Source organism: Streptomyces sp. NPDC000151, assembly GCF_040301705.1.
Lineage (GTDB): Bacteria > Actinomycetota > Actinomycetes > Streptomycetales > Streptomycetaceae > Streptomyces.
Genome location: NZ_JBEPFC010000124.1, coordinates 1 through 22674, shown reverse-complemented (window position 1 = coordinate 22674; position 22674 = coordinate 1). Strand labels below are relative to the sequence as shown.

Below are 22674 nucleotides of genomic sequence, written 5' to 3'. Positions count from 1 at the left end.
GCCACCCAGCCGCCGCCCGCCGCCGGCCGCGAGCAGCAGACCGGCGACCGGGGCGCGGCGGCCCGGCGGGGGAGTGGGGTGCGAAGTCGTCGTCATCGGGGTGCTGGGGCGTGTCATGGGGCTTGCTTACCGCATCGCCGCCCGCCGCGGGGCGGCCGGCCGGGAGGCGCGTACGCCGTCAGGGCGCGCCCGGCGTACCACGGGCGTGCAGCGGAAGTCGAGCGACATCCGGAGCGCCGACGATTCTGCGTCAGATTTGCCGCCGGCCCCTCGCCGAACCGCGCCGGTCACGGTCCTGACACCCCCGGCCGCGGGGGCGCCGGACCCGGGCGGCGCCCCGGACGGGCCGGTGGGGCGTCCTGTGGCGGCGGGGGAGAGGTACAACTGAATTTCGCTCTCCGTATGGCGCGAATAGCGCACCGTGGCGTTAACTGATCCGCGGCTTCCCGATGGAGCGGGGCCGGGTGAGGGGGCGATGAGGTGCGGTGCGAACCAACGGCCGTGGAGGGTGCCGTCGTTGTGGAGCAGTGGCAGAGGCAACGGGCGAGGCAGGAGACCGGGGTCGGGGACGACCCGCGGGTCGAAGCGCTGCGCGTGGCCGTCGCCAGACTCCGCCGCGAACTGGCCGGGTACCCGGCGGAACTGCCCGACCGGGGCGTCGCCGAGGAGGAACTGGCCGCGCTGGACGCCATGGTGAGCGGCGGCACGCCGGAAGTGCCACGGCTGCGCCGCTCGCTGCTGCTGATCGCGGGAGCGGTGGGCTCGGTCAGCGCGCTGTCGCCGACGCTCACCGAGGTACGCAAGGTCATCGACCTCTTCGGAGACCCACCGCGCGGCTGAGCGAGGGCGAAAGAGCCCGGGAAACGTACGAGGCGGGGCGCGGGGCAACAAGCCCCGCGCCCCGCCTCGCGCGTCTGCGACGGTCTGTGCTCCGTTACGCCGGGTTCTGATTCGCCAGCGCCACCGACAGCTCGCGGGCGACCTCCTGGAGGACCGGCACGATCTTGTCCGTGGCGGCCTCGGTGACCCGGCCGGTCGGGCCGGAGATCGAGATGGCCGCGGCGGTCGGCGAGTCCGGGACCGGCACGGCGATGCAGCGCACGCCGATCTCCTGCTCGTTGTCGTCCACCGCGAAGCCCTGCCCGCTGACCTCTTCGAGGGCGGCGAGGAAGGCGTCCGGCTCGGTGATCGTCTTGTCGGTCGCGGCCGGCATGCCTGTACGGCCCAGCAGCGCGCGGACCTCCTCCGGCGGGTGGCCCGCCAGCAGCGCCTTGCCCACGCCCGTGGTGTGCGGCAGCACCCGCCGGCCGACCTCGGTGAACATGCGCACCGCGTGCCGGGACGGCACCTGCGCCACGTACACGATCTCGTCGCCGTCCAGCAGCGCCATGTTCGCCGTCTCGCCGGTCTCCTCGACCAGCCGGGCGAGGTAGGGGCGGGCCCAGGTGCCCAGCAGGCGCGCGGCGCTCTCGCCGAGGCGGATCAGGCGGGGGCCGAGCGCGTACCGGCGGTTGGGCTGCTGGCGTACGTAACCGCAGGCCACCAGCGTGCGCATCAGGCGGTGGATGGTCGGCAGGGGCAGCCCGCTGCTGGCCGACAACTCGCTGAGACCCACTTCGCCGCCGGCATCTGCCATCCGTTCCAGCAGATCGAAGGCGCGCTCGAGAGACTGGACGCCGCCGCTCGCGGCTGCGGGCTTGGCTGCGTCGGAAGTGCTGGCGCTGGACGACGGCACGTCGCGTTCCTTTCGGATCAGGTGGTGTCGGGCCCGGCGCGTGCAGTGGGAGGATTCCGCGTCCGACCGGAGCAGCCTACCGGTCTCCTCCTGTCGACACACTGTCTATCGCACAGTCGTTCCCGCCGGTCAGCCCCTGTTTGGTGGCGAACCGGGGGACGACCAGGGTTACTCGCGAGAATCCCTTGACGGTCCTAGTGGGCGAAGCTACGTTCTGCAACTCGAAAGCTACTGCCCATTCTGTGGAATCCTCCAATTCACCGAAGCGCCGGGCCGCCCCCTCCGGGAACACCCCCGCTGCCGGGTCCGTCCACCCCCAGGCCGCCCCCGTCGCGCTTCCTGGCCGGAGCCTGAAGGCTTCCTGGAGTGTCATGCGCATTCTTGTCATGAACCCGAACACCACGGCCTCCATGACCGCATCGATCCGCGCCACCGCCACCGCCGTGGCGGCCCCCGGCACCGAGATCCTCGCCACCGAACCGCTCTGGGGTCCGGAGTCGATCGAGGGCCACTTCGAGGGGTACCTCAGCGCCGCGGCCGTACTGGACCGCCTCGCCACCCTGGACGCCCCCTTCGACGCCCTGGTCATGGCCGGGTTCGGCGAACCCGGGCGGGAGGGCGCGCAGGAGCTGCTGGACGTGCCCGTCCTGGACATCACCGAGAGCGCCGCCCAGATGGCGATGATGCTCGGCCACTCCTACGGCGTCGTCACCACCCTCGACCGCGCCGTGCCGCAGGTCCGCGACCGGCTGCTGACCGCGGGCCTGCTCCAGCGCTGCGCCGGCGTCCGCGGCACCGGCCTCGGCGTGCTGGAGCTGGAGGAGGACGCGCGGCGCACCGAGCGGATCATCGTCGAGACGGCCCGCGAACTCGTCCGGGAGGGCGCCGAGGTGATCTGCCTGGGCTGCGGCGGGATGGCCGGGCTGCAGGAGAAGGTCGCCGCCGAGCTGGGCGTTCCCGTCGTCGACGGCGTCGCGGCGGCCGTGAAGTTCGCGGAGGCCGTGGTCGGCCTGGGGCTCACGACGAGCACCGTACGGAGCTTCGCCGCACCGCGCCCGAAGCGGATCGGCGGCTGGCCGATCAGCGGGCGGGCGCCGCGGCTGTCCGTTTCGGCCGTTCCGTCCGCGCGTAACGCAGATTTTTCTCCGGAGACATCAGGCATCTGACATCTGAGGTCTATCCCTGTCTCTAGACATCAGGCATCTGACATCTGCACTATCTAGGTTCCCACTCCCCGGGAGGCTCACGTGGCACCACCCCCGCAGCCGGACCCCCGCCTCTTCAACGAGGACCTGGCCCCGGCCCCGGAGCGCAAATGGGGCACGTACAGCGTCTTCGCGCTGTGGATGTCCGACACCCACGCGATCAGCAACTACGCCTTCGCCGCCAGCCTCTTCGTCCTCGGGCTGCCGGCCTGGGAGGTCTTCCTCGCGCTGCTCGTCGGCATCACGATCGTGTACTGGCTGATGAACCGCATGGGCCACGCGGGCCACCGCACCGGCGTGCCGTACCCCGTACTGGCCCGCGCGAGCTGGGGCGTCTACGGCGCCAACATTCCCGCGCTGCTCCGCGCCGTGATGGCCGTCGCCTGGTACGGCATTCAGACCTGGCTGGCGTCCACGGCCGTCGTCCTGCTGGCGATCCAGGTCGCGCCGGGCCTGGCGCGGTACGACCACAACTCCTTCCTCGGGCTCTCCACCCTCGGCTGGGTCGCCTTCCTGGTGATGTGGGGGCTGCAGGCGGTGCTGCTGACCCGCGGCATGGAGTTCATCCGCAAGGTGCAGGACTTCGCGACCGGGCCGGTGGTCTGGCTGGTCGTCCTCGCGCTCGCGGTCTATCTCGTCGTCAAGGCGGGCGGCGACATCTCGCTCACCCACAGCCTGACCGGGCTGAGCGGCGGCGCGCAGGTGCGCCAGAGCCTGATCGCGGTCAGCCTCACGGTCGCCACGTTCCTCACCCTGGTCCTCAACTACGCCGACTTCGCGCGTTTCACCCCCGACCACCGCTCCTACCGGCGCGGCAACCTCATCGGCCTCCCGGTGAACTTCACCGCCTTCGCGGTGGTCGCCGTCCTGGTCACGGCCGGCACGATCTCGGTGTTCGGCGAGGCGATCTACGACCCGGTGAAGGTGATCCAGAAGATCGACAACCCGGTCGTGACGGTGGTCGGCGCGCTCTCCTTCATCGTCGCCACCATCGGCATCAACGTCGTCGCCAACTTCGTCTCGCCCGCGTACGACTTCGCCAACCTCGCCCCGAAGTACCTGAACTTCAAGCGCGGCGGCATGATCACGGCGGTCCTCGCGATCCTCGTACTGCCGTGGAAGCTGTACTCGTCGGCGCTGGTGATCCAGTACTTCCTCGGCGGCCTCGGCGCGTTCCTCGGGCCGCTGGTGGCGATCCTGCTCGTGGACTACTACCTCATCCGGCGCGGCCGGATCGACGTGGACGCGCTGTTCGCGGCCGACGCGGCGGGCGCGTACCACTACCGCAGGGGCTACAACCCCAAGGCGGTCCTCGCCTTCGTGCCGTCCGCCGTGGTCGCCGCGGTGATCGCGCTGGTGCCCGCCTTCGACGCCGTCGCGCCCTTCTCCTGGGTGTTCGGCATGGGGGTGGCCGGCGGGCTGTACTACCTGGTGTCCCGGCGCGGGCGGCTGACCGGGGAGATCCCGGAGGCGATCATCCCGTCGCAGGTCAGGGCGGTACCGGAGGCCCCACAAAGGGCGGGTGACCAGGTACGGGTGACGGCCGCCGACGGCTCCTGAAGGGTCTTGACGGGCCGCCGCCCGAAGTGAAGACTCTTCAACAGAAAGTTGAATTTCGCAGTGCGGAAGAGTCCGCACTCGCACCGAGCAAGCCGAGCAAGCCGAGTAAAACGAGCAAGCCGAGCAACAAGAAAGGGGACCGGGTGTCCGACGCACAGCTGGTGCTCCGCTCCACGCGGGTCATCACTCCGGAGGGGACGCGCGCGGCGTCCGTCACGGTCAGGGACGGCAGGATCGTCGAGGTACTGCCGCACGACGCCGAGCCCCCCGCCGGGGCGCGGGTCGAGGACTTCGGCGACGACGTCCTCCTTCCCGGGCTCGTCGACACCCACGTCCACGTCAACGACCCGGGCCGCACCGAGTGGGAGGGCTTCTGGACCGCCACCCGCGCGGCCGCGGCCGGCGGCATCACCACCCTCGTGGACATGCCGCTCAACAGCCTCCCGCCGACCACCACGGCCGAGAACCTCGACGTCAAGCGCGAGGTCGCCCGGTCCAAGGCACACATCGACGTAGGCTTCTGGGGCGGCGCCATCCCCGGCAACGTCAAGGACCTGCGGCCGCTGCACGACGCCGGCGTCTTCGGCTTCAAGTGCTTCCTCTCGCCCTCCGGCGTGGACGAGTTCCCGCAGCTCGACCAGGAGCAACTGGCCGCCGCGCTGGGCGAGATCGCCGGCTTCGACGGCCTGCTCATCGTGCACGCGGAGGACCCGGGCCACCTGGAGAGCGCGCCGCTCGTCAGCGGCCCCAAGTACGCCGACTTCCTGGCCTCCCGCCCCCGCGTCTCCGAGGATGAGGCGATCGCGGGCCTGATCGCCCTCGCCAAGCGGCTGGACGCGCGCGTCCACGTACTCCACCTCTCCTCTTCGGACGCCCTCCCGCTGATCGCGGCGGCCAAGGCGGAGGGCGTCAAGCTCACCGTCGAGACCTGCCCGCACTTCCTCACCCTGACCGCCGAGGAGGTCCCGGACGGCGCGACGGAGTTCAAGTGCTGCCCGCCGATCCGCGAGTCCGCGAACCAGGACGCGCTGTGGCAGGGCCTGGCCGACGGCACGATCGACTGCATCGTCTCCGACCACTCGCCCTCCACCACCGACCTGAAGACCCCGGACTTCGGTGACGCCTGGGGCGGCATCTCCTCCCTCCAGCTCGGCCTGCCCGCGATCTGGACGGCGGCCCGCGCCCGCGGACATTCGCTGGAGGACGTGGTCCGCTGGATGTCGGCGGCCCCCGCTGCCCTGGTGGGCCTCGACCGCAAGGGCGCCATCGCGCCCGGCCGCGACGCCGACTTCGCGGTCCTCGCCCCGGACGAGACCTTCACCGTCGACCCGGCGGCCCTCCAGCACCGCAACAAGATCACGGCATACGCGGGCAAGACCCTGCACGGCGTGGTCCGCTCCACCTGGCTCCGCGGCCACAGGATCAACGACGCGGGCACCCTGAGCGAGCCGACGGGCGAACTGCTCGTACGCGACTGACGGCTGACGACTGACGGCCGTTGACGGCATGGCGCGGCGGGTCCTGTGGCCCGCCCCGCTACGGCCGGTGCGGTGAGGCCAGTGTCGTCCAGAACATGAGCTCGTACGCCTGGAGGTGCCGGCCGTAGCGGTGGGCCAGTGGGAGGTCCAGCGAGCCGGAGTCCAGGCCGTGCTGAAGGGCCGCCAGGGTGCGGTCGGCCAGCTCCGGGGCCGGGTCGGCGAAGAAGTCGAAGAAGGCGCACGCCTCGTCGGTGAAGCCGTAGCGGTGCCGCATGGCCTGGCCGACGGCGCGGCAGTAGTCGCCCCAGGCGGCGAAGTTGGCGGCGAGGGCCAGTACGGCGTCGGCGGGCTCGGCGCCGAGGGCGAGCCAGGCCGCGTACGCGGGGTAGGCCTGGCAGCCCGGCCGCGGTTCGTACGCCGCGACCTCCTTCTCCGTCAGGCCGCAGGCCGCGGCGAGAGTACGGACGTGCTCCAGCGCGATGCCCTCCCCGTCCGCGAGGAAGGCGAAGAACGCCGCGAGCGGCGGCTCGGCGGCGGCCCGCCCGGCGAGGTGGCGGAAGCTGCGCCGGTCCGAGGCGATGATGTGGTGCTGCTCCAGGGCGAGCGCGGCGAAGACCTCGCGCGGCGCCTCACCTGCGGCGATGGCCGGTACGAGGGGATTGGCGCCGGCTTCGGGGGCCAACTCGCGCACGGCGGAGTCGAGGACGTCGGTCGCGGAACGGGCCATGGCGGCCTCCTCGGCGGACAGCGGCGGGGCGGCGCCCCGCGTGGTCCCTCCCAGTGTGGCAACCGAGCGGGCACCCGGGGCCTTAATCATTGCGTTACGTATCCGTAGGTGTGGTGTCACAGTGACGGGTGAGGCTAGGGAAGCCGACGCCCGTCCCCCACATGGCGGACGCCGGTGACCACACATTCCGGTCCTCCCCCACAATCCGACCAGGATGGGACCACACACATGCACATTCCGCTGGAACACCCTTCCCGCGCCGGTGCCTGCTGCGCCGGCCCGCGTGCGTCCCGCCGAAGAACCGGCCACTCCGGCTGAGAGATCACCCCTGCCCGGGTACGGGGCCGCCCATGTCGCGGCCCGGCCCGGTTCTTCGCGCGCCCTCACGCAAGGAAGGAACCCCCACGGTGCTGATATCGCACCCAGAGAATCAAGCAGAGTTGCCACTCAACTCCCGTTCAAATGCGACTAGTTCACAGACAATCGAAGACGGCGCCGGTGCCGGGCGGGTGCTCGCCGTCGGTATGCCGGGCCCCCGGCTCGACCGGCTCACGCACACCCTGCGCGCCACCGGCCACGACGTACGGCAGGTCACGCCCGGTCTGGTGGGCACGCAGGTCCGGCAGGCCACGCCGGACGCCGTGGTCGCCCTGAACGACGGCCGGGGCGGGCGGGAGGTGATCCGCGAGGTCCGGGCGGCGCCCGCCGGACGCGCGCTGCCGCTTGTCATGGTCACCTCCGGGCCAGGGCCCGCCGAGGTCGCCGACCTGCTGCGGCACGGCGCCGACGACTGCGTCCCCGACGCCTCCGACCCGGTCGAACTCGCCGCCCGTATCGAGGCGAAGCTGCACCGCGTCCCCGTACCGGTCGAGCAGCTGCTGCTGGACCCGCGTACCGGGCTCTACTCCCACCGGCACTTCCTGGACGAGCTGGAGCGGGAGTTCCAGCGGCCGGGGAACGGGCGCCGCTCCGGTGTTCAAGGTGTCATGGCCATGGTCGCCGTCGCCGAAATGGGCGCGCTGGAGCACCGGTTGGGCCCGCGCGTCCGGCGCGAGGTCGCCGAGCGGCTGGCCGGCGTCGCCGAACGGCTCGGCAGCACCTGCGACCGCTTCGGCTGGGACGACGACGGGCACCTGCTGATGCTGCTGCCCGGCATCGACGAGGAGACCGCCCGGCGCGGCCTGGAGAAGTTCGCGCACGCCGTCGCCTCCACCCGCTTCGTCGTCGCCGACGAGAACGTCCGGCTCACCCCGGCCATCGGCCTCGTCCCGCTCGCCGACTGCACCGGACCCGCGCAGGCCGTCGAGAAGGCGCTCGCGGCGGTCGCCCAGTCCACCAGCCACCGCGACCTGCGCCCGGTGGCGTACGCGCCGTGGATGCGCGCCTCGCACCGCCGCCGCAACCCCTTCGGCGCCGCCCTGCGCGCACGTCTGACCGCCCTGTCCTCGCTGGTCGTGCTGCCCCTCGGGGTGGGCCTGCCGTTCGTGGTCTACCAGCAGGCGTACGGCTGGGGCTGGGACGTGGGCTCGGTGATGTACTGGGTCGTCGTGGCCGGACTGGTCATCTCGGCCGCGCTGATCGTCATCGAGTGCCTGTTCTCGCTGGACGCGTCGCGCCGCCCGGAGCGGCCCGCGCAGCCGTACCCGCCCGCCAGCGCGATCATCGCCGCGTACCTCCCCAATGAAGCGGCGACCATCGTCGACACCGTGGAGTCCTTCCTCCGGCTGGAGTACCCGAACGACTTCGAGGTCGTGCTCGCGTACAACACGCCGCACCCGCTGCCCATCGAGGACACCCTGCGCGAGATGGCGGCGCGCGACCCGCGGCTGGTCCTGATGCCCGTCGCGGGCTCCACCTCCAAGGCGCAGAACGTCAACGCGGCGGTGACCCGGGTGCGCGGCGAGATCGTCGGGATCTTCGACGCGGACCACCACCCGGCGCCGGACGCCTTCCAGCACGCCTGGCACTGGCTCTCGCACGGCTACGACGTGGTCCAGGGGCACTGCGTGGTCCGCAACGGCGACAGTTCCTGGGTCGCCAGGCTCGTCGCCGTGGAGTTCGAGGCGATCTACGCGGTCAGTCACCCGGGCCGCACCCGGCTGTACGGCTTCGGCGTCTTCGGCGGCTCCAACGGCTTCTGGCGCACGGACCTGCTCGCCCGCACCCGTATGCACGGCTCGATGCTCACCGAGGACATCGACTCCACGATGCGCGCGCTCGGCGAGGGCGCCCGCTTCACCGTCGACCGCACCCTCATCTCCCGCGAGCTGTCCCCGACCATGCTCAAGCCGCTGTGGAACCAGCGCTCGCGGTGGGCACAGGGCTGGCTCCAGGTCTCCCTCAAACACCTGTGGCGCAGCCTGCGTTCCCCGCAGTTCACGCCCCGTCAGAAGGCCGGGCTGCTCGTCCTGTTGGGCTGGCGCGAGGTGCAGCCGTGGCTGACGCTCCAGATGTGGCCCATCCTGATGTACTCGGCGTGGAAGGCCGGCGGCGTCGACAAGCTGGACTGGACCGTGCCGGTCTGCCTGCTGGCGATGGTCTTCACGCTCTCGGCGGGCATCGTGCAGGCGGCCTTCGCCTGGCGGCTGGCAGTACCCGAACTGCGCCGCCGCCGCGGCTGGTTCTGGAGTTACGCGCTGCTGTCGACGTTCTTCTACACGCACTTCAAGAACATGCTCGCGCGGCAGGCGTGCATGAAGGAGGCGCTGGGGGACCGGCGGTGGCGGGTCACGCCACGCGCGGCGGCAACGGCACCGGCCACCGCGCCGGCCGCCGCGGCGGGGGAGCGCCCATGACGGTGACGACCGTGCCGGGCTCGCGCAGCGAGGAGTCGGTGGCCGTCCGCAGCAAGGCGGAGGAGATCCAGGGCTTCCGCGGCATCGCCGCGCTGAGCACGGTGATCTTCCACGTCTGGCAGCAGTACCACGTGTACGACGCGGCCGGCTCGCACCCGCCGGTGGACAGCCCCTACCTCGGCGCGCTGCTCTCCCTCGAAGTCATCGACTTCTTCTTCGTGGTCTCCGCGTACCTGCTCACGCTCTCCTACGCGCGCGCCGCCATCGACGGCGGCTCGACCCGCCCGGGGCGGCTGTTCCTCTTCCGGCGGGCGGTGCGCATCGTGCCGCTGTACTTCATCGCGGTACTGGTGGTCTGGTCGAGCCGCAACCCCCAACTGGGCGGCAACTGGCGGGATTTGGTCGAGCACCTCACCTTCACGCACGTCTTCGACCAGCGGCAGATCTTCTACACGCTCGGGCCCGCCTGGTCGCTGTCGCTGGAAGTGGTGTTCTACCTCGCGCTGGTCGCGCTGGGGCCGCTGGCCGTGCGTGCCTGCCGCCCGCTGCGCCGCCGCGGCGCGCGCGTCGCGGTGTGTGCCGGGGGCTGTCTGCTGCTGTTCGTGCTGCCCGTCGTGTGGGTCGCCGTCGCCCGTTACGGGTACGGCGTGCCGCACACCGACTGGACGGTGTACTTCGGCCCGCAGGCCCGCTTCAGCGGCTTCGCGGCCGGCATGGGCCTGGCGGTGCTGGTCGTCGCCCTCCGTGGCCGGGGGCGGCTGCCGGGCGGGGCGGCGGTCGCGCTCTCGCTGGTGGCCGTGGCGGCGGTGTACGGCCTGTCCTGGGACTCGCGGCCGGAGAACCTCACGTTCACCTTCTACCACCCGCTCGCCGCGCTGGCGTGGGCGGCGCTGCTGCTCGGCGTCGTCCACGCGCGCGGGCGGGTCCGCTGGCACCGCCTGCTGCGGGCCCGCTGGCTCACCTACCTCGGCCTGGTCAGCTACAGCCTCTTCATCTGGCACGAGCCGGTCATGCTGCAGCTGTACCACTGGGGCCTGCTGCCGGGCCGCCCGGACGGCTTCTGGTGGGCGGTGGCGGTCGTGCTGCTGGTGGCGGTGCCGGTCGCGGTGGCCAGTTACTGGGTCATCGAGTACCCGTCGAGCCTGCTGTACCGGCTCAGGGACGGGCGCGGCCGGCGGCGCGACTTCTACGCGGGGGTGGTGACCCGGTAGGCGGCGCGGCCCTCAGGAGGCGGACTTCAGCATGACCACGATGAAGCTGAGGAACGCCAGGAGGACGTGCGAGCCGACGACATAGAGAGCGACCCGTACGGACAGTCCGCGCGGAGCCCGGTCCTCGACATCGTTCTTACGGGCTCCGCCGGACGCCGGCGGGGAGGCGGGCTGCTCGGTCACGGTGGTGATCCTTTCCTGGAAGCGGGTCACAGGCCGCGGCGGGTGCCGCCGTCGCCCAGGCACAGCCCGGCCGTGCCGCTCTGCATGAGGGTGTGGACGAAGAGGAGCTCGGCGCCGCTGCCGTCGGCGGCGGCGATGCGGTGCGGGGTGAGCGAGTCGAAGTGCGCCGCGTCGCCCGGGTCCAGCAGCTGCACCGTCTCGCCGAGCGTGAGCCGCAGCCGCCCCTTGAGCACGTACAGCCACTCCTCGCCGGGATGCACCCGCACCAGCCCGGCCTGGCCGTCGTGCGGTGGCACGAACACCCGCAGCGCCTGCATGGCCCGGCCGGGGCCGCCCATCGGCCAGTACGTCCAGCCGCCGGCCTCCGAGGGCTCGGCGTCGCTCCCGCGGAACACCGGCTGCCGCTCCGGCGCGGTCTCGCCGAGCAGGTCGGATACCGTGGTGGTGTACGTCCGCGCCAGGGAGAGCAGCATCGGCAGCGAGGGCTGGCGGCGCCCGGTCTCCAGGCGTGAGAGGTGCGCGGGCGACAGACCGACCCGCCGGGCCGCGGTCTCCAGCGTGAGCCCCGCGCGACGCCGCAGGTCACGCAGGCGGGGCGCGACGACGGGCAGCTCGTCGGCCGCGCCGGCGGACCCGTTCTCCAGGGGTTCGGTCATATCTCTGGTATAGCCAGCCCGAGCCCATCGGGCAAAAGTTTTGCCTCTGAGGCAAAGACGGCCAAAGGGGGTGCCGTGAAGCGCCCCTCCCGCTTCCTCTCCTGTGAACTCCCGGGAAACTTCCCGCACTTGGATTGACAGGGGCATGTCTACGCGCGTCATGCTGTACGCCATGAGAATCCCCCCACGGATCACCCGGATCGGCGCCCTCGGCGCCCTCGCCTCGGCCCTGTTCCTCGCGGGCCCCGCCGCCGTCGCCGCCACGCCCGCGGCCGCCCCCGCCGCGGTGGCGTACGCGGCGCCCGTGCACGCGGCCGCCGTCGGCGACATCTGCTACTCGAAGCTGCCCGGCGAGGCCCACGAGACCCTGGACCTCATCGAAAAGGGCGGCCCCTACCCCTATCCGCAGGACGGCGGCGTCTTCTCCAACCGGGAGGGCGTCCTGCCGCAGCAGTCCAGCGGCTACTACCACGAGTACACCGTCGAGACCCCGGGCTCCCCGGACCGCGGCGCCCGCCGCATCGTCACCGGCGAGCAGACCGACGAGGACTACTACACCTCCGACCACTACGCGTCCTTCGACCTGGTGGACCGCGGCTGCTGAGCGGCTCGGGACCAGTGCGGCGGCCGGGGCGGTGCCCCGGCCGCCGCCGCGTTCTGCCCGGCGTGCCGGGCCGCGCGGGCGCCGCCCGGCAGCCAAGTCGCACCCCCCGCTGAGGGATTGTCAGCGGTTGCCGGTAGCGTTTCGGTGGAAACAGCGACCGGGCGGGCATCGGCGGCAAAGCAGCCTCAAGGCGGCGACCTGCGGCGGAGCCCGACCACCGGCGCATCGGAACAGTCCCTGGGGGCACGGCGGCGACGCCGTGTGCGGGGCGGACCATGAAAGGGCGGCGAGCTGTCGTGTACCGCTGGGAGATCACCCGGGCCGCACTGGCTCAGCGCGTTTTCGCCATCGTCCGCAGCGAGACGTACGACGAGGCCAGCGCCACGGCCGACACGCTGCTGTCGGCCGGCATCACCAGCCTGGAGATCTCTCTGACGACGCCGTTCGCGCTGGAGGCGGTCACCACGCTCACCCGCGAGCTGGGCGACGACGCGATCATAGGCGCGGGCACGGTCCTGGACGCGGCCTCCGCGCGGATGGCCGTGGACGCGGGCGCCCGCTTCCTCGTCTCCCCCCACCTGGACGCCGAGGTGATCGGCACGGGCCATCGGTACGGCGTCCCGGTCTTCGCCGGCGTCGCCACGCCCACCGAAATGGTGCGCGCCCTGGAGCTGGGCGCCGACGCCCTGAAGCTCTTCCCGGCCTCCGGATACGGACCCGGCTGGCTCAAGGACGTCCGCGCGGCGCTGCCGCAGGCGCCGCTGCTGCCGACGGGCGGCGTGACGGTCGAGAGCGCCCCGGAGTGGATCGCCGCCGGAGCGGTCGCGGTCGGCATGGGCTCCGAGCTCTCCGCGGGCGACCGCGACACGGTCACCAAGCGCGCCGCGGCCCTCCTCCCGCTGCTCGCCGCCGCCGCTCCGCCGTCCAAGACCCCGGGGCTCGGCTCGCTGGATCTGTACGACGCCTGAGCGGGACGGCCGCGTCTGCCGGTACTACGCCGCGTCTGCCGGTACTACGCCGCGCCTGCCGGTACTACGGCTCCTCAAATCCCCCCGCGCAGCATCCGGGAGAGCCCCAGCGCCGCCGTGCGGACGGCCGGGGCGAGCTGGGCCGGGCGGAAACGGGCGCGGGGGACGGCGACGGAGATCGCGGCCACGGCGTCGCCGCCCGCGAAGACCGGCGCCGCGATGCAGCTGACGCCGAGCACCGCCTCCTGCTCCTCGTAGGCCAGCCCGGACACCTGCGTCTTCTCCAGCGCCATCCGCAGCCGCGCCGGATCGGTGAGCGAGTGCGGCGTCAGGCTCGGCAGCGGCCGCGCCAGTACGTCCTCGGTCAGCTCCGTACCGCAGAACGCCAGCAGCGCCTTGCCCACTCCGGTACAGCTCAGCGGCAGGCTGTGGCCGATGTGCGAGGGCAGTTGGAGCGCGTCGTGGCCGTGGATGCGCTCCAGGTAGACCACCTCCAGCCCCTCGCGCACGCCGAGGTGCACGGTCTCGCGGGTGGCCTCGAAGAGGTCTTGGAGGAACGGCAGCGCCGCCTCGCGCAGGTCCCGCCGCCGCGGCACGAGTGAGCCCAGCTCGAACAGCCTGCCGCCGAGCCGGTAGCGGGCGTCGTCCGTGCGCTCCAGCCAGCCCAGCCGTACGAGGTCCGCCGCGAGCCGGTGGACGGTCGGCTTGGGCAGGCCCGTGCGCTGCGCCAGTTCCGCGAGCCGGTACGGACCACCGGTCGGGCGGAAGGACTCCACGATCAGGGCGGCCTTGTCGAGCATGCTCGATGCTGCGTCGTTCCGTGTCACGGAACAAACATTGTCCGGTCCACGGCGCCACGTCTATACCGGAGCCGCACGCCCTCCCATTCCGCCGATCACCACGGCCGCCCCTCCCGAGCTGATCACCACGCCCGCCCCTCCCGCCGATCAGGAGACCGCTCCATGCCGACCCCACCCGAGCCCGTCCGCGCGGACGGTGTGCCGCCCGTCGTCGTCAAGGCCGCCGACATCCTGGCGGAGGCCGCCCGTACCGGCGTGCCCTGCGCCCCCGTACGCGGTCTGCTGCCCGAAGGCGACCTGGACACCGCGTACGCCGTCCAGCGGCTCACCATCGAGCGCGAACTCGCCGCCGGCGGCCGGATCGTCGGCCGCAAGACCGGCCTCACCTCGCCCGCGGTACAGGCCCAGCTCGGTGTGGACCGCCCGGACTTCGGCGCCCTGCTCGCCGCCATGGCGGTGCCCGAGGGCGAGCCGGTGGCGGCCGGGCGGCTGTTGCAGCCCAAGGTGGAGGCGGAGGTCGCGCTCGTCCTGGGCGCCGACCTGCCGCACCGGGACTGCACCGTCGCCGACGTGCTGCGTGCGACCGACTTCGCGCTGGCCGCGCTGGAGATCGTCGACAGCCGGGTGGCCGGCTGGGACATCTCGATCGTCGACACCGTCGCCGACAACGCCTCCTCCGGCCTCTTCGTGCTCGGCAGTGCCCCCGTGCCCGTGACGCAACTGGACCTGCGCGCGGTACGGATGACCATGACCCGCAATGGCGCGCAGGTCTCCGCGGGCACCGGCGCCGACTGCCTGGGCAGCCCGCTCAACGCCGCCGCCTGGCTGGCCTCCGCGCTCGCCGCGACGGGCGACCCGCTGCGGGCCGGCGACATCGTACTGACCGGCGCGCTCGGCCCGATGGCGACCGCGGCGCCGGGTGACGTCTTCGAGGCGCACATCTCGGGGCTGGGCTCGGTGACGACCCGGTTCGCAGCAGCGACGAACGCCGGGACGGAAGGAGAGCAGCGGTGAGCGAGCGCACCCCCGACGCGCGCACCAAGGTCGCGATCATCGGCTCCGGCAACATCGGCACCGACCTGATGATCAAGGTGCTGCGGCTCTCCGAGAGCCTGGAGGTCGTCGCGCTGGCCGGCATCGACCCCGATTCCGACGGCCTCGCCCGGGCCCGCCGCTTGAAGATCGCCACCACCCACGAAGGCGTCGAAGGGCTGGTGAAGCTCCCCGAGTTCGAGGACGTGACGATCGTCTTCGACGCCACCTCCGCCGGGGCGCACCGCCACCACGACGAGGCGCTGCGCGCCCTCGGCCGTACGGTGATCGACCTGACCCCGGCGGCGCTCGGCCCGTACGTCGTGCCGCCGGTCAACCTCGACGCGCATCTGGACGCGCCCAACGTCAACATGGTCACCTGCGGCGGCCAGGCCACCATCCCGGTCGTCGCCGCGGTCTCGGCCGTCACGCCGGTCCACTACGGCGAGATCGTCGCCTCGATCTCCTCGCGCTCCGCCGGGCCGGGCACCCGCGCGAACATCGACGAGTTCACCGGGACCACCGCCGCCGCCATCGAGCGGGTCGGCGGCGCGGCGCGCGGCAAGGCGGTGATCGTGCTCAACCCCGCCGAACCGCCGCTGATCATGCGGGACACCGTGCACTGCCTGGTGTCGGACGGCGACCGCGACACCCTCGCCGCGGCCGTGGCGGAGATGGTCGCGCGGGTCCAGGCGTACGTGCCCGGCTACCGGCTCAAGCAGGAAGTGCAGTTCGAGCAGGTCGTCGCCGGTGACCCGCTGCACGCGCTGCTGCCCGCGGCAGCCGCGTCCGGCGACGCCCTGAAGGTCTCCGTCTTCCTCGAAGTGGAGGGCGCGGCGCACTACCTCCCGGCCTACGCCGGGAACCTCGACATCATGACCTCGGCCGCGCTGCGCACCGCTGAGCGCATCGCCGCACACCGCACCAGCGAGGTGGCAGCACGATGACCGCGAACGGGACCGGCACCCCCGCCCTGTACGTCCAGGACGTCACCCTCCGGGACGGCATGCACGCCATCCGGCACCGCTACACCGTCGAGCAGGCCCGCGCCATCGCAGCGGCGCTGGACGCGGCCGGCGTCGGCGCCATCGAAATCGCCCACGGCGACGGCCTGTCGGGCTCCAGCATCACCTACGGCGTCGGCGCGCACACCGACTGGGAGTGGATCGAGGCCGTCACCGACGCGGCCCGGACCGCCGTACCGACCACCCTCCTGCTCCCCGGCATCGGCACCGTCCAGGACCTCAAGCAGGCGCACGCCCTCGGCATCCGCTCCGTACGCATCGCCACGCACTGCACCGAGGCCGACATCTCGGCCCAGCACATCGCGGCGGCCCGCGAACTCGGCATGGACGTGGCCGGGTTCCTGATGATGTCCCACATGGCCGAGCCCGCCGAACTCGCCCGCCAGGCCCAGCTGATGGAGTCCTACGGCGTGCAGTGCGTGTACGTCACCGACTCCGGCGGCCGGCTGACCATGGACGGCGTACGCGACCGCTTCCGCGCCTACCGCGACGTCCTCGACCCGGAGACCGGGCTCGGCATCCACGCCCACCACAACCTCGCGCTCGGCGTCGCCAACACCGTCGTCGCCGTGGAGCACGGCGCCACCCGCGTCGACGCCTCGCTGGCCGGCCAGGGCGCGGGCGCCGGCAACTGCCCGCTGGAGGCTTTCGTCGCCGTCGCGGACCTGATGGGCTGGGAGCACGGCTGCGACCTCTTCCCGCTGATGGACGCGGCCGACGACCTCGTGCGCCCGCTCCAGGACCGCGAGGTGCGGGTGGACCGGGAGACCCTGAGCCTGGGGTACGCGGGGGTCTACTCCAGCTTCCTGCGGCACGCCGAGACGGCCGCCGAACGGTACGGCCTGGACACCCGCACCATCCTCGTCGAGGTGGGCCGCCGGGGCCTGGTCGGCGGCCAGGAGGACATGATCACGGACGTCGCCCTGGACATGGTGGCGGCGCGGGGCTGACGGGCGTACGGCGAAGGGCCGGTGCCGCGCGCACCGGCCCTTCCGCCGCCTCACGGCAGCAGCGACTCCGCGATGTCCGCGCCGCGGGCGGTGCCGCCCTCGGCCCGTACCTCGGCGCGCAGGGCGGCCGAGCGGCGCGCCACCTCCGGGTCGGAGGTCAGCGCCAGCAGCGCGCCGCGCAGCGCCTCGGGCGTCGCGTCCGCGGTGTCGATCCGCCGGGCCACGCCGAGCGACACCAACTGGTCGGCGTTGCCGAACTGATCGGCCGCCTGCGGCACCGCGATCATCGGCACGCCCGTGTACAGCCCCTCACTGGACCCGCCCATCCCCGCGTGCGTCACGAACGCGTCGGCCTGCTCCAGGATCGCCAACTGCGGAACCCACGAACGCACTTCCACGTTCTGCGGGATGGGGCCCAACTCCGCCTGGTCCGTGTCCTTCCCGATCTGAAGCACCAGGTGCCAGCCCGGCAGCTCCCCGAAGGCCGCCAGGCACCGCCGGTAGAACTCCGGCTGCCGGGTGTAGGCCGAGCCCAGCGAGACCAGCAGGACGCGCTCGGCGCCGGCCGGGCGGGTCCAGCCGCCCTGGTCGCTGCGGTCGCCGAGGCACGGCCCGACGAAGGTCACCGCCTCGGTGTCCACGTCGTCGGCGTGCGGCTGCATGGCCCGCGGGATGGTCGCCACCGCCCGGGCGGGGCGCCCGGAGAAGGCGCCCGGTTCCAGCGTCGTGGCCCCGTTGCCGGCCAGCCAGTCGGCGAACTTCGCGAAGTAGGTGTCCGCCCCGGGGAGTGCCCGGATCTGCGCGTCGATGTCGTCCTCGCCCGTGCCGCTCCACCCCACGTACGTCGGCGAGATCTGGAGCGTGGGCCGCCCCTGGGACTCGGCCAGCGCGCGGCCCGCGTACCCGCCGATGTCGTACAGGTACAGGTCGGCGGGGTCGTCGTCGTACAGCTCGTGCAGCTGCGGCAGCATCTGGACGGCGTCGTCGAGGAAGGTGCTCATCCCCCCGACCGGGTCCTCGGGCCAGGCGCTGCCGGTCACCGGGGGGAGGCAGGAGCGGTACGGGCGCAGCTCGGCGCCGGTCGAGGTGACCAGGTCGCCCAGGAACGGGTCGTTGGCGTACGTGACGCGGTGGCCGCGGGCCACCAGCTCCCGGATGATCTCGATACCGGGCAGGGTGTGACTGATGACGGGATTGCCGATCATCGCGATGTGGGAAGTGCGGGAAGCCATGGAGGATCACTCGATTCAGATCTGCGGTGGGCAGGACAGGGCGGCCCGGCGCCTGATGATGCGGCGCGGGGCGGGCAGGCGGGCGGCGCGGCGGACGGAGCGCCGCCGGGGCCGTGTCAGCCGTAGATCTGGACCTGGTGGTAACCCATGCCGTCACCGTAATGTCGGGTGCCGGAAGTGACCAACCGATTTACCGAGGCCCAGCGGCCAGGGGGAGCGCACATGCAGGACATCGTCGAACTCACCGAGCTGGAACCGGGCTTCACCAGCGATCCGTATCCGCACTACGCCGCGCTGCGCGGCCGGGGGCCGGTGCACCGGGTGCGGCTGCCCGACGGCCGCGAGGTCTGGCTCGTCGTCGGCCACGAGGAGGCCAGGGCCGCGCTCGCCGACGCCCGGCTCAAGAAGGACTGGACGGCCCACCCCGAGTGGCGGCCGGAAGAGCACATCGGGTTCCTCGGCAACATGCTGCAGAGCGACCCGCCGCGCCACACCCGATTGCGGAAGCTGGTCGTCAGGGCCTTCACCGGCGGCGCTGTCGAGGCGCTGCGCCCGACCGTGCAGCGCATCACCGACGGCCTGATCGACGACATGCTCGCGAAGGCACCGGACGGCCGTGCCGACCTGATCGAGGCGCTCGCCTACCCGCTGCCCATGACGGTGATCTGCGAGCTGCTGGGCGTGCCGGACCTGGACCGGGAGCGATTCCGGCGCTGGTCGGACGCGTTCGTCAGCACCGACGGGCCGGGCGGCACGGGCGGCATCGAAGCGGAGATCACGCGCTACCTGGAGCAGCTCATCCAGGACAAGCGGCGCGAGCCGGGCCCCGACCTCTTCAGCGTGCTCATACGGACCACCGACGAGGACGGCGACCGGCTCTCCGGCGAGGAACTGGTGGGCATGGCCTTCCTTTTGCTGGTCGCCGGTCATGAAACCACCGTTGGCCTGATCGCCAACGGCATCCTCGCGCTGCTGCGCCACCCGGATCAGCTCGCCGCGCTGCGTGCCGACTTCGGGCTGCTGGACAACGCCGTCGAGGAGATGCTGCGGTACGACGGGCCGGTGGAGACCAGCACCTGGCGCTTCGCCGCCGAGCCGGTGGAGATCGGCGGCACGCTGCTGCCCGCCGGTGACGTCGTCGTTGTGGCGCTGGCCTCGGCCGCCCGGGAGCCCGGCCGGTTCGACGCGCCCGACCGCTTCGACATCACCCGCGAGACCCGCGGCCACCTGGCCTTCGGGCACGGCATCCACTACTGCGTGGGCGCACCGCTGGCCCGTATGGAGGGCCGCATCGCCGTCCGCACGCTCCTGGAGCGCTGCCCGGAGCTGGCCCTGGACGCCGACCCGGCCACGCTGCGGTGGCGCCCCGGCATGCTCATGCGCGGCCCGCTCGCCCTGCCGGTGCGCGTGCGGTGAACGGCCCGGCGGCGGGCGCCCGGGCGGGGTTCGGACAGAGGCTCTAAGCTCTGATCTTGCCGTTCCTCTCGGCACTGCCTCCAGCCCCGCCGCGTACAGGAGTCGCCATGAAGCGTGCCGTCACGCTCTCCGCCCTCGCCTGCCTTCTCGCCGCCACCGCCGCAGCGCCCACCGCGTTCGCCGGGGACGGCAAGCCGGACGCGTCCGCCACGCCGGGCGCGTCCGGCACTCCCGCCGCGCCGGCCGCCGCGGCCGCGAAGAAGAGGCCCGCGTACAAGCCGGCGCCCAGCCTCCTGGACACCGTGCCGCGCCGCGGCACCCTGCGGGTGTGCACCACCGGCGACTACCGACCCTTCACTTCCTGGGACCGGAAGACCGAGAAGTACAGCGGCATCGACATCGACATGGCACGTGACCTCGCCGAGAGCCTGGACGCCAAGGCCGAGTTCGTGCCCACCACGTGGGCGAGCCTGGTCGGTGACCTCAATGACGGGCGCTGCGACATAGCCGTCGGCGGCGTCTCCATCACCCTGCCGCGCGCCCGCAAGCTCGCCTTCAGTGAGCCGACCCGCACGGACGGCAAGACGCCGATCGTGCGCTGCGAGGACAAGGACAAGTACCGCACGCTGGAGGACATCGACAAGCCGGAGACGAGGGTTGTCGTCAACCCGGGCGGGACGAACGAGGAGTTCGCGCGGTCGCACCTCAAGAAGGCGACGATCAAGGTGCACAACGACAACAACACGATCTTCGACGAGATCGTCGCGGACCGGGCCGACGTGATGATGACCGACGCCAGCGAGACGCTCTACCAGGCCAAGCTCCACCCCGAGCTGTGCTCCGTGCACCCGGACAAGCCCTTCACCTTCGCCGAGAAGGCGTACGCGCTGCCGCGCAAGGACGTCCAGTTCAAGGAGTACGTCGACCAGTTCGTGCATCTGGCGACGCACGACGGCACGTACGAGAAGTACGAGGACGAGTGGATGAATTGACGCCCGGTGCGGCACGGTGCGGCGGGGCCCGACGCGGCGTCAGTCGTTCGCGTCGTACTGTTTCGCGCACGCCGCGCCCCACTGGCCCGGATAGTGGCGGTCGAGCGCGGTGAGCGCCTCGCCGAGGGCCGGGACCAGGATGCCGTACGGGTCGGTCAGCGGGTCGAAGTAGGGCCGGCCCGGCTGGGCCCCGGGGCGTGCCGGGCCGCTCGCGCTGCGGGCCGGCTCGGGGCCGAGCCAGGCGGCGGCCAGCGCCCGCGCCATCGCCGCCGACGGGTCGTCCTGCGCGAGCGGCCGGACGAGGCGGTGGTAGCGGCGGACCGGTGAGTCGTCGGAGAAGAGGACGTACTCGCGCACCGGGGCGCGCCGGACCAGGTCGAACGCCTCGCTCCGCGCGGCCCGGTCCGTCGTCCGCTCGAACACCCGGCTGAGGTACTCCGCCGCCGCGGGCAGGTCGCCCAGCGCCAGCGCGTGGTACGCGGCGACCGCCCCCTCGCCGTGGTCGCGCGCCCGCAGCCGCAGCGCGTCGTGCGCGTGCCGCCAGGTGAACGCGCCGGTCTCCGGCCGCTCGGCCAGTTCGCGCAGGAGCAGGTGGCGCAGCAGGGGATGCAGCTGATCGGTCTGGCCGTCCTGCACGGGCGGGGTGAGCAGCCCGTGCGTACGGAAGTGGGTCAGGGCGCCCTGCGCGCGGTCGTCCGTGTCGCCCCACAGCCCCCAGGCCGTGAACGCGTGGTCCAGGTCGACCGCCGCCGCGGCCCGCGGCAGCAGCTCCCGTACCTCGTCGGGCACGTCCCGCAGCAGCGTGTGCAGCAGATCGCCCGCGAAGTCCCAGCCCGTGCCCTCGGGCAGCGGCCCGGCCGGGGTGAGCAGCCGGCGCAGCCGGTACGCCCAGTCGGTGTCCGCGGGGAAGCGGGGCAGCGCGTCGAGGAGCGCCGCGACCGCGCCGGGGTGGCCGCGTGTCAGGTCGTGCACGAGGCGGCCGAGCCAGCCGGCAGGGCGCGCGACGGGCGGCCGGGGCAGCCCGCGGGTGCCGTCGAGCGTCTCCGCCGCCAGTTCGGTGACCTCGGCCAGGGACAGCCCGCCGAGCTGGGCGACGACCAGGTCGTCGGCCGTGCGGGTCTCCTGACGATGCGTCAGCCGCCAGTTGGTCAGCTGGAAGCGCAGGTCGGGCCCGGCCAGCTGCTCCGGGTCGACCTGCCGGGGCACGGTCCCGGCGGTGGCCACGGCCAGCAGCGGGTCCCAGGCCGGGGTGACGCCGCTGTCCAGCGCCCGGGCGTGGGCCAGCCCCTGCAGGAACGCCTCGCCCACCGGGCAGTCGGCGTTGTCCAGCAGCAGGAGGCAGTGCGTGGTGCGGCGGCGCGGGGAGCCGGCGCCGTAGGCCGTCCGCAGGTCCGAGAGCAGCGCCCGCAGCAGTACTTCGTCCACGATCCCGGCCTCGTCCGGGCGGCCCGCCAGCTGCCGCCGCAGATACCGCAGCAGGTCGCGGGCGCTGCCGCCGCTGCGCCGCGCGACGCCGGCCAGCGCCCGTTCCAAGTGCCGCAGCCGGAGCCGCGGTTCACCGGCCAGCCGCAGCACGGCGCCGACGCCGGGCGGCGGCGGTGCGTCCCCGAGCGCGTCCAGACTGCTCTGCAGGCCGGCCCGGACCGTACCGGGGACGTCGCCGAGCGGGAAGCGGCCCAGCACGCCGCGCGCCGACTCCGCCAGCTCCCTCATGGCACGCGGCGCGGGCGCGAGGGCGAATGCGGTGAGCAGCCCGGCGAAGGCCGGGAAGGCGAGCGCGGGATGCCGGGCGGTGTCCCGGTGGAACTGCCCGGCCGCCTCCAAGGCCACCTCGGTGATCGAGGTGTACGCACCGTCCAGGTCCAGCCAGGCCAGCGGCGCGTCCAGCTCCTGGGCGCGCGCCGACAGCTGCCGCAGCAACGTGGTCTTGCCGCCGCCCGGTGGCCCGAGGAAGAGGTAGGCGGGCAGCTCGCTGTGGGCGTGCGGGTCGCGGTGCAGCGCGTCCAGCACCGCCGTCTTCAGCAGCTTCTCGCCGCGCGCCCCGTCCGGCGCCGCGGCGGCGGGCCAGGGCGCGGGCGAGTGAAATTGTTCTTGGTGATGTACGC

The 22674-nt window shown here is 72.8% G+C and carries 20 protein-coding genes; 13 read left to right on the top strand and 7 right to left on the bottom strand.

Going from position 1 to position 22674, the window contains the following annotated elements; genetic code table 11:
• Positions 1–519 precede the first annotated feature (519 nt).
• Entirely contained in the window at positions 520–840 is a 321-nt protein-coding gene (locus tag ABT381_RS27340; RefSeq protein WP_351599232.1) for a DUF5955 family protein, read from the top strand.
• Positions 841–934: 94 nt separating this feature from the next.
• On the opposite strand, the gene ABT381_RS27335 is transcribed toward ABT381_RS27340, so the two are convergent.
• Positions 935–1735 carry an IclR family transcriptional regulator gene (locus ABT381_RS27335; protein WP_351599231.1) on the bottom strand — a complete coding sequence of 267 codons (801 nt, stop codon included), beginning with the start codon at positions 1733–1735 and terminating at the stop codon, positions 935–937.
• A 371-nt stretch (positions 1736–2106) separates the two neighbouring features.
• Between ABT381_RS27335 and ABT381_RS27330 the strand changes: the two genes are divergently transcribed.
• The 3 genes from ABT381_RS27330 to allB all read left to right on the top strand — a co-directional run bounded on the left by ABT381_RS27330 (position 2107) and on the right by allB (position 5978).
• Positions 2107–2901 carry an aspartate/glutamate racemase family protein gene (locus ABT381_RS27330; RefSeq protein WP_351599230.1) on the top strand — a complete coding sequence of 265 codons (795 nt, stop codon included), beginning with the start codon at positions 2107–2109 and terminating at the stop codon, positions 2899–2901.
• An 81-nt stretch (positions 2902–2982) separates the two neighbouring features.
• Entirely contained in the window at positions 2983–4500 is a 1518-nt protein-coding gene (locus ABT381_RS27325) for an NCS1 family nucleobase:cation symporter-1 (protein WP_351599229.1), read from the top strand.
• A 143-nt stretch (positions 4501–4643) separates the two neighbouring features.
• A complete protein-coding gene (gene allB / locus ABT381_RS27320) occupies positions 4644–5978 on the top strand; it encodes an allantoinase AllB (RefSeq protein ID WP_351599228.1) in 1335 nt (444 codons plus the stop codon).
• Positions 5979–6036: 58 nt separating this feature from the next.
• Here the strand turns inward: allB and ABT381_RS27315 are convergent, their stop codons facing one another.
• A complete protein-coding gene (locus tag ABT381_RS27315; RefSeq protein WP_351599227.1) occupies positions 6037–6705 on the bottom strand; it encodes a thiaminase II/PqqC family protein in 669 nt (222 codons plus the stop codon).
• Positions 6706–7214: 509 nt separating this feature from the next.
• Here ABT381_RS27315 and ABT381_RS27310 point away from each other — a divergent pair.
• On the top strand, positions 7215–9500 hold the full coding sequence (locus ABT381_RS27310) for a glycosyltransferase (protein WP_351599226.1): 2286 nt from the start codon (positions 7215–7217) through the stop codon (positions 9498–9500).
• The gene (locus tag ABT381_RS27305; protein WP_351599225.1) at positions 9497–10711 is read left to right on the top strand and encodes an acyltransferase family protein; all 1215 of its coding nucleotides are present in this window, start codon (positions 9497–9499) and stop codon (positions 10709–10711) included. The genes ABT381_RS27310 and ABT381_RS27305 overlap by 4 nt, the downstream gene beginning before the upstream one ends.
• A gap of 12 nt (positions 10712–10723) precedes the next feature.
• Here the strand turns inward: ABT381_RS27305 and ABT381_RS27300 are convergent, their stop codons facing one another.
• Positions 10724–10894, bottom strand: a complete 171-nt coding sequence (locus ABT381_RS27300; RefSeq protein WP_351599224.1) for a DUF6126 family protein — start codon at positions 10892–10894, stop codon at positions 10724–10726.
• Positions 10895–10920: 26 nt separating this feature from the next.
• A complete protein-coding gene (locus ABT381_RS27295; RefSeq protein ID WP_351599223.1) occupies positions 10921–11550 on the bottom strand; it encodes a helix-turn-helix domain-containing protein in 630 nt (209 codons plus the stop codon).
• Positions 11551–11722: 172 nt separating this feature from the next.
• On the opposite strand from ABT381_RS27295, the gene ABT381_RS27290 reads away from it, so the two are divergent.
• Together ABT381_RS27290 and ABT381_RS27285 are read left to right on the top strand one after the other, a co-directional pair.
• Complete coding sequence (locus ABT381_RS27290; RefSeq protein ID WP_351599222.1) at positions 11723–12154, top strand: ribonuclease; 432 nt, start codon at positions 11723–11725, stop codon at positions 12152–12154.
• Between the two features lie 296 nt (positions 12155–12450).
• Positions 12451–13122, top strand: a complete 672-nt coding sequence (locus ABT381_RS27285) for a bifunctional 4-hydroxy-2-oxoglutarate aldolase/2-dehydro-3-deoxy-phosphogluconate aldolase (protein WP_351599234.1) — start codon at positions 12451–12453, stop codon at positions 13120–13122.
• A 74-nt stretch (positions 13123–13196) separates the two neighbouring features.
• Here ABT381_RS27285 and ABT381_RS27280 read toward each other — a convergent pair whose 3' ends face one another.
• On the bottom strand, positions 13197–13922 hold the full coding sequence (locus tag ABT381_RS27280) for an IclR family transcriptional regulator (protein WP_351599233.1): 726 nt from the start codon (positions 13920–13922) through the stop codon (positions 13197–13199).
• 162 nt (positions 13923–14084) lie between these two features.
• Between ABT381_RS27280 and ABT381_RS27275 the strand changes: the two genes are divergently transcribed.
• From ABT381_RS27275 to dmpG, 3 genes are read left to right on the top strand one after another with little or no spacing between them, the layout of a single operon-like run.
• Entirely contained in the window at positions 14085–14936 is an 852-nt protein-coding gene (locus tag ABT381_RS27275; RefSeq protein WP_351599221.1) for a 2-keto-4-pentenoate hydratase, read from the top strand.
• Entirely contained in the window at positions 14933–15901 is a 969-nt protein-coding gene (locus tag ABT381_RS27270) for an acetaldehyde dehydrogenase (acetylating) (RefSeq protein WP_351599220.1), read from the top strand. The genes ABT381_RS27275 and ABT381_RS27270 overlap by 4 nt, the downstream gene beginning before the upstream one ends.
• Positions 15898–16929: a 4-hydroxy-2-oxovalerate aldolase gene (dmpG, locus tag ABT381_RS27265; RefSeq protein WP_351599219.1), complete on the top strand. Its 1032-nt coding sequence runs from the start codon at positions 15898–15900 to the stop codon at positions 16927–16929. The genes ABT381_RS27270 and dmpG overlap by 4 nt, the downstream gene beginning before the upstream one ends.
• A gap of 50 nt (positions 16930–16979) precedes the next feature.
• Here dmpG and ABT381_RS27260 read toward each other — a convergent pair whose 3' ends face one another.
• Positions 16980–18161 (bottom strand): macrolide family glycosyltransferase, encoded by a 1182-nt coding sequence (locus tag ABT381_RS27260; protein WP_351599218.1) that lies wholly within the window; start codon positions 18159–18161, stop codon positions 16980–16982.
• Positions 18162–18383: 222 nt separating this feature from the next.
• On the opposite strand from ABT381_RS27260, the gene ABT381_RS27255 reads away from it, so the two are divergent.
• Positions 18384–19577 (top strand): cytochrome P450 family protein, encoded by a 1194-nt coding sequence (locus ABT381_RS27255; RefSeq protein ID WP_351599217.1) that lies wholly within the window; start codon positions 18384–18386, stop codon positions 19575–19577.
• A gap of 107 nt (positions 19578–19684) precedes the next feature.
• Positions 19685–20569 (top strand): transporter substrate-binding domain-containing protein, encoded by an 885-nt coding sequence (locus ABT381_RS27250; RefSeq protein ID WP_351599216.1) that lies wholly within the window; start codon positions 19685–19687, stop codon positions 20567–20569.
• 39 nt (positions 20570–20608) lie between these two features.
• Here the strand turns inward: ABT381_RS27250 and ABT381_RS27245 are convergent.
• The coding region (locus tag ABT381_RS27245) for a hypothetical protein (protein ID WP_351599215.1) at positions 20609–22674 on the bottom strand (2066 nt) is incomplete at its 5' end.

Bases quoted from the DNA above. Each gene is read 5' to 3' on its own strand.
- ABT381_RS27330 (WP_351599230.1), top strand. From the start codon at position 2,107: ATGCGCATTCTTGTCATGAACCCGAACACCACGGCCTCCATGACCGCA.
- ABT381_RS27315 (WP_351599227.1), bottom strand. From the start codon at position 6,705: ATGGCCCGTTCCGCGACCGACGTCCTCGACTCCGCCGTGCGCGAGTTG.
- ABT381_RS27305 (WP_351599225.1), top strand. From the start codon at position 9,497: ATGACGGTGACGACCGTGCCGGGCTCGCGCAGCGAGGAGTCGGTGGCC.
- ABT381_RS27295 (WP_351599223.1), bottom strand. From the start codon at position 11,550: ATGACCGAACCCCTGGAGAACGGGTCCGCCGGCGCGGCCGACGAGCTG.
- ABT381_RS27290 (WP_351599222.1), top strand. From the start codon at position 11,723: ATGAGAATCCCCCCACGGATCACCCGGATCGGCGCCCTCGGCGCCCTC.
- ABT381_RS27280 (WP_351599233.1), bottom strand. From the start codon at position 13,922: ATGCTCGACAAGGCCGCCCTGATCGTGGAGTCCTTCCGCCCGACCGGT.
- ABT381_RS27275 (WP_351599221.1), top strand. From the start codon at position 14,085: ATGCCGACCCCACCCGAGCCCGTCCGCGCGGACGGTGTGCCGCCCGTC.
- dmpG (WP_351599219.1), top strand. From the start codon at position 15,898: ATGACCGCGAACGGGACCGGCACCCCCGCCCTGTACGTCCAGGACGTC.
- ABT381_RS27260 (WP_351599218.1), bottom strand. From the start codon at position 18,161: ATGGCTTCCCGCACTTCCCACATCGCGATGATCGGCAATCCCGTCATC.
- ABT381_RS27255 (WP_351599217.1), top strand. From the start codon at position 18,384: ATGCAGGACATCGTCGAACTCACCGAGCTGGAACCGGGCTTCACCAGC.
- ABT381_RS27250 (WP_351599216.1), top strand. From the start codon at position 19,685: ATGAAGCGTGCCGTCACGCTCTCCGCCCTCGCCTGCCTTCTCGCCGCC.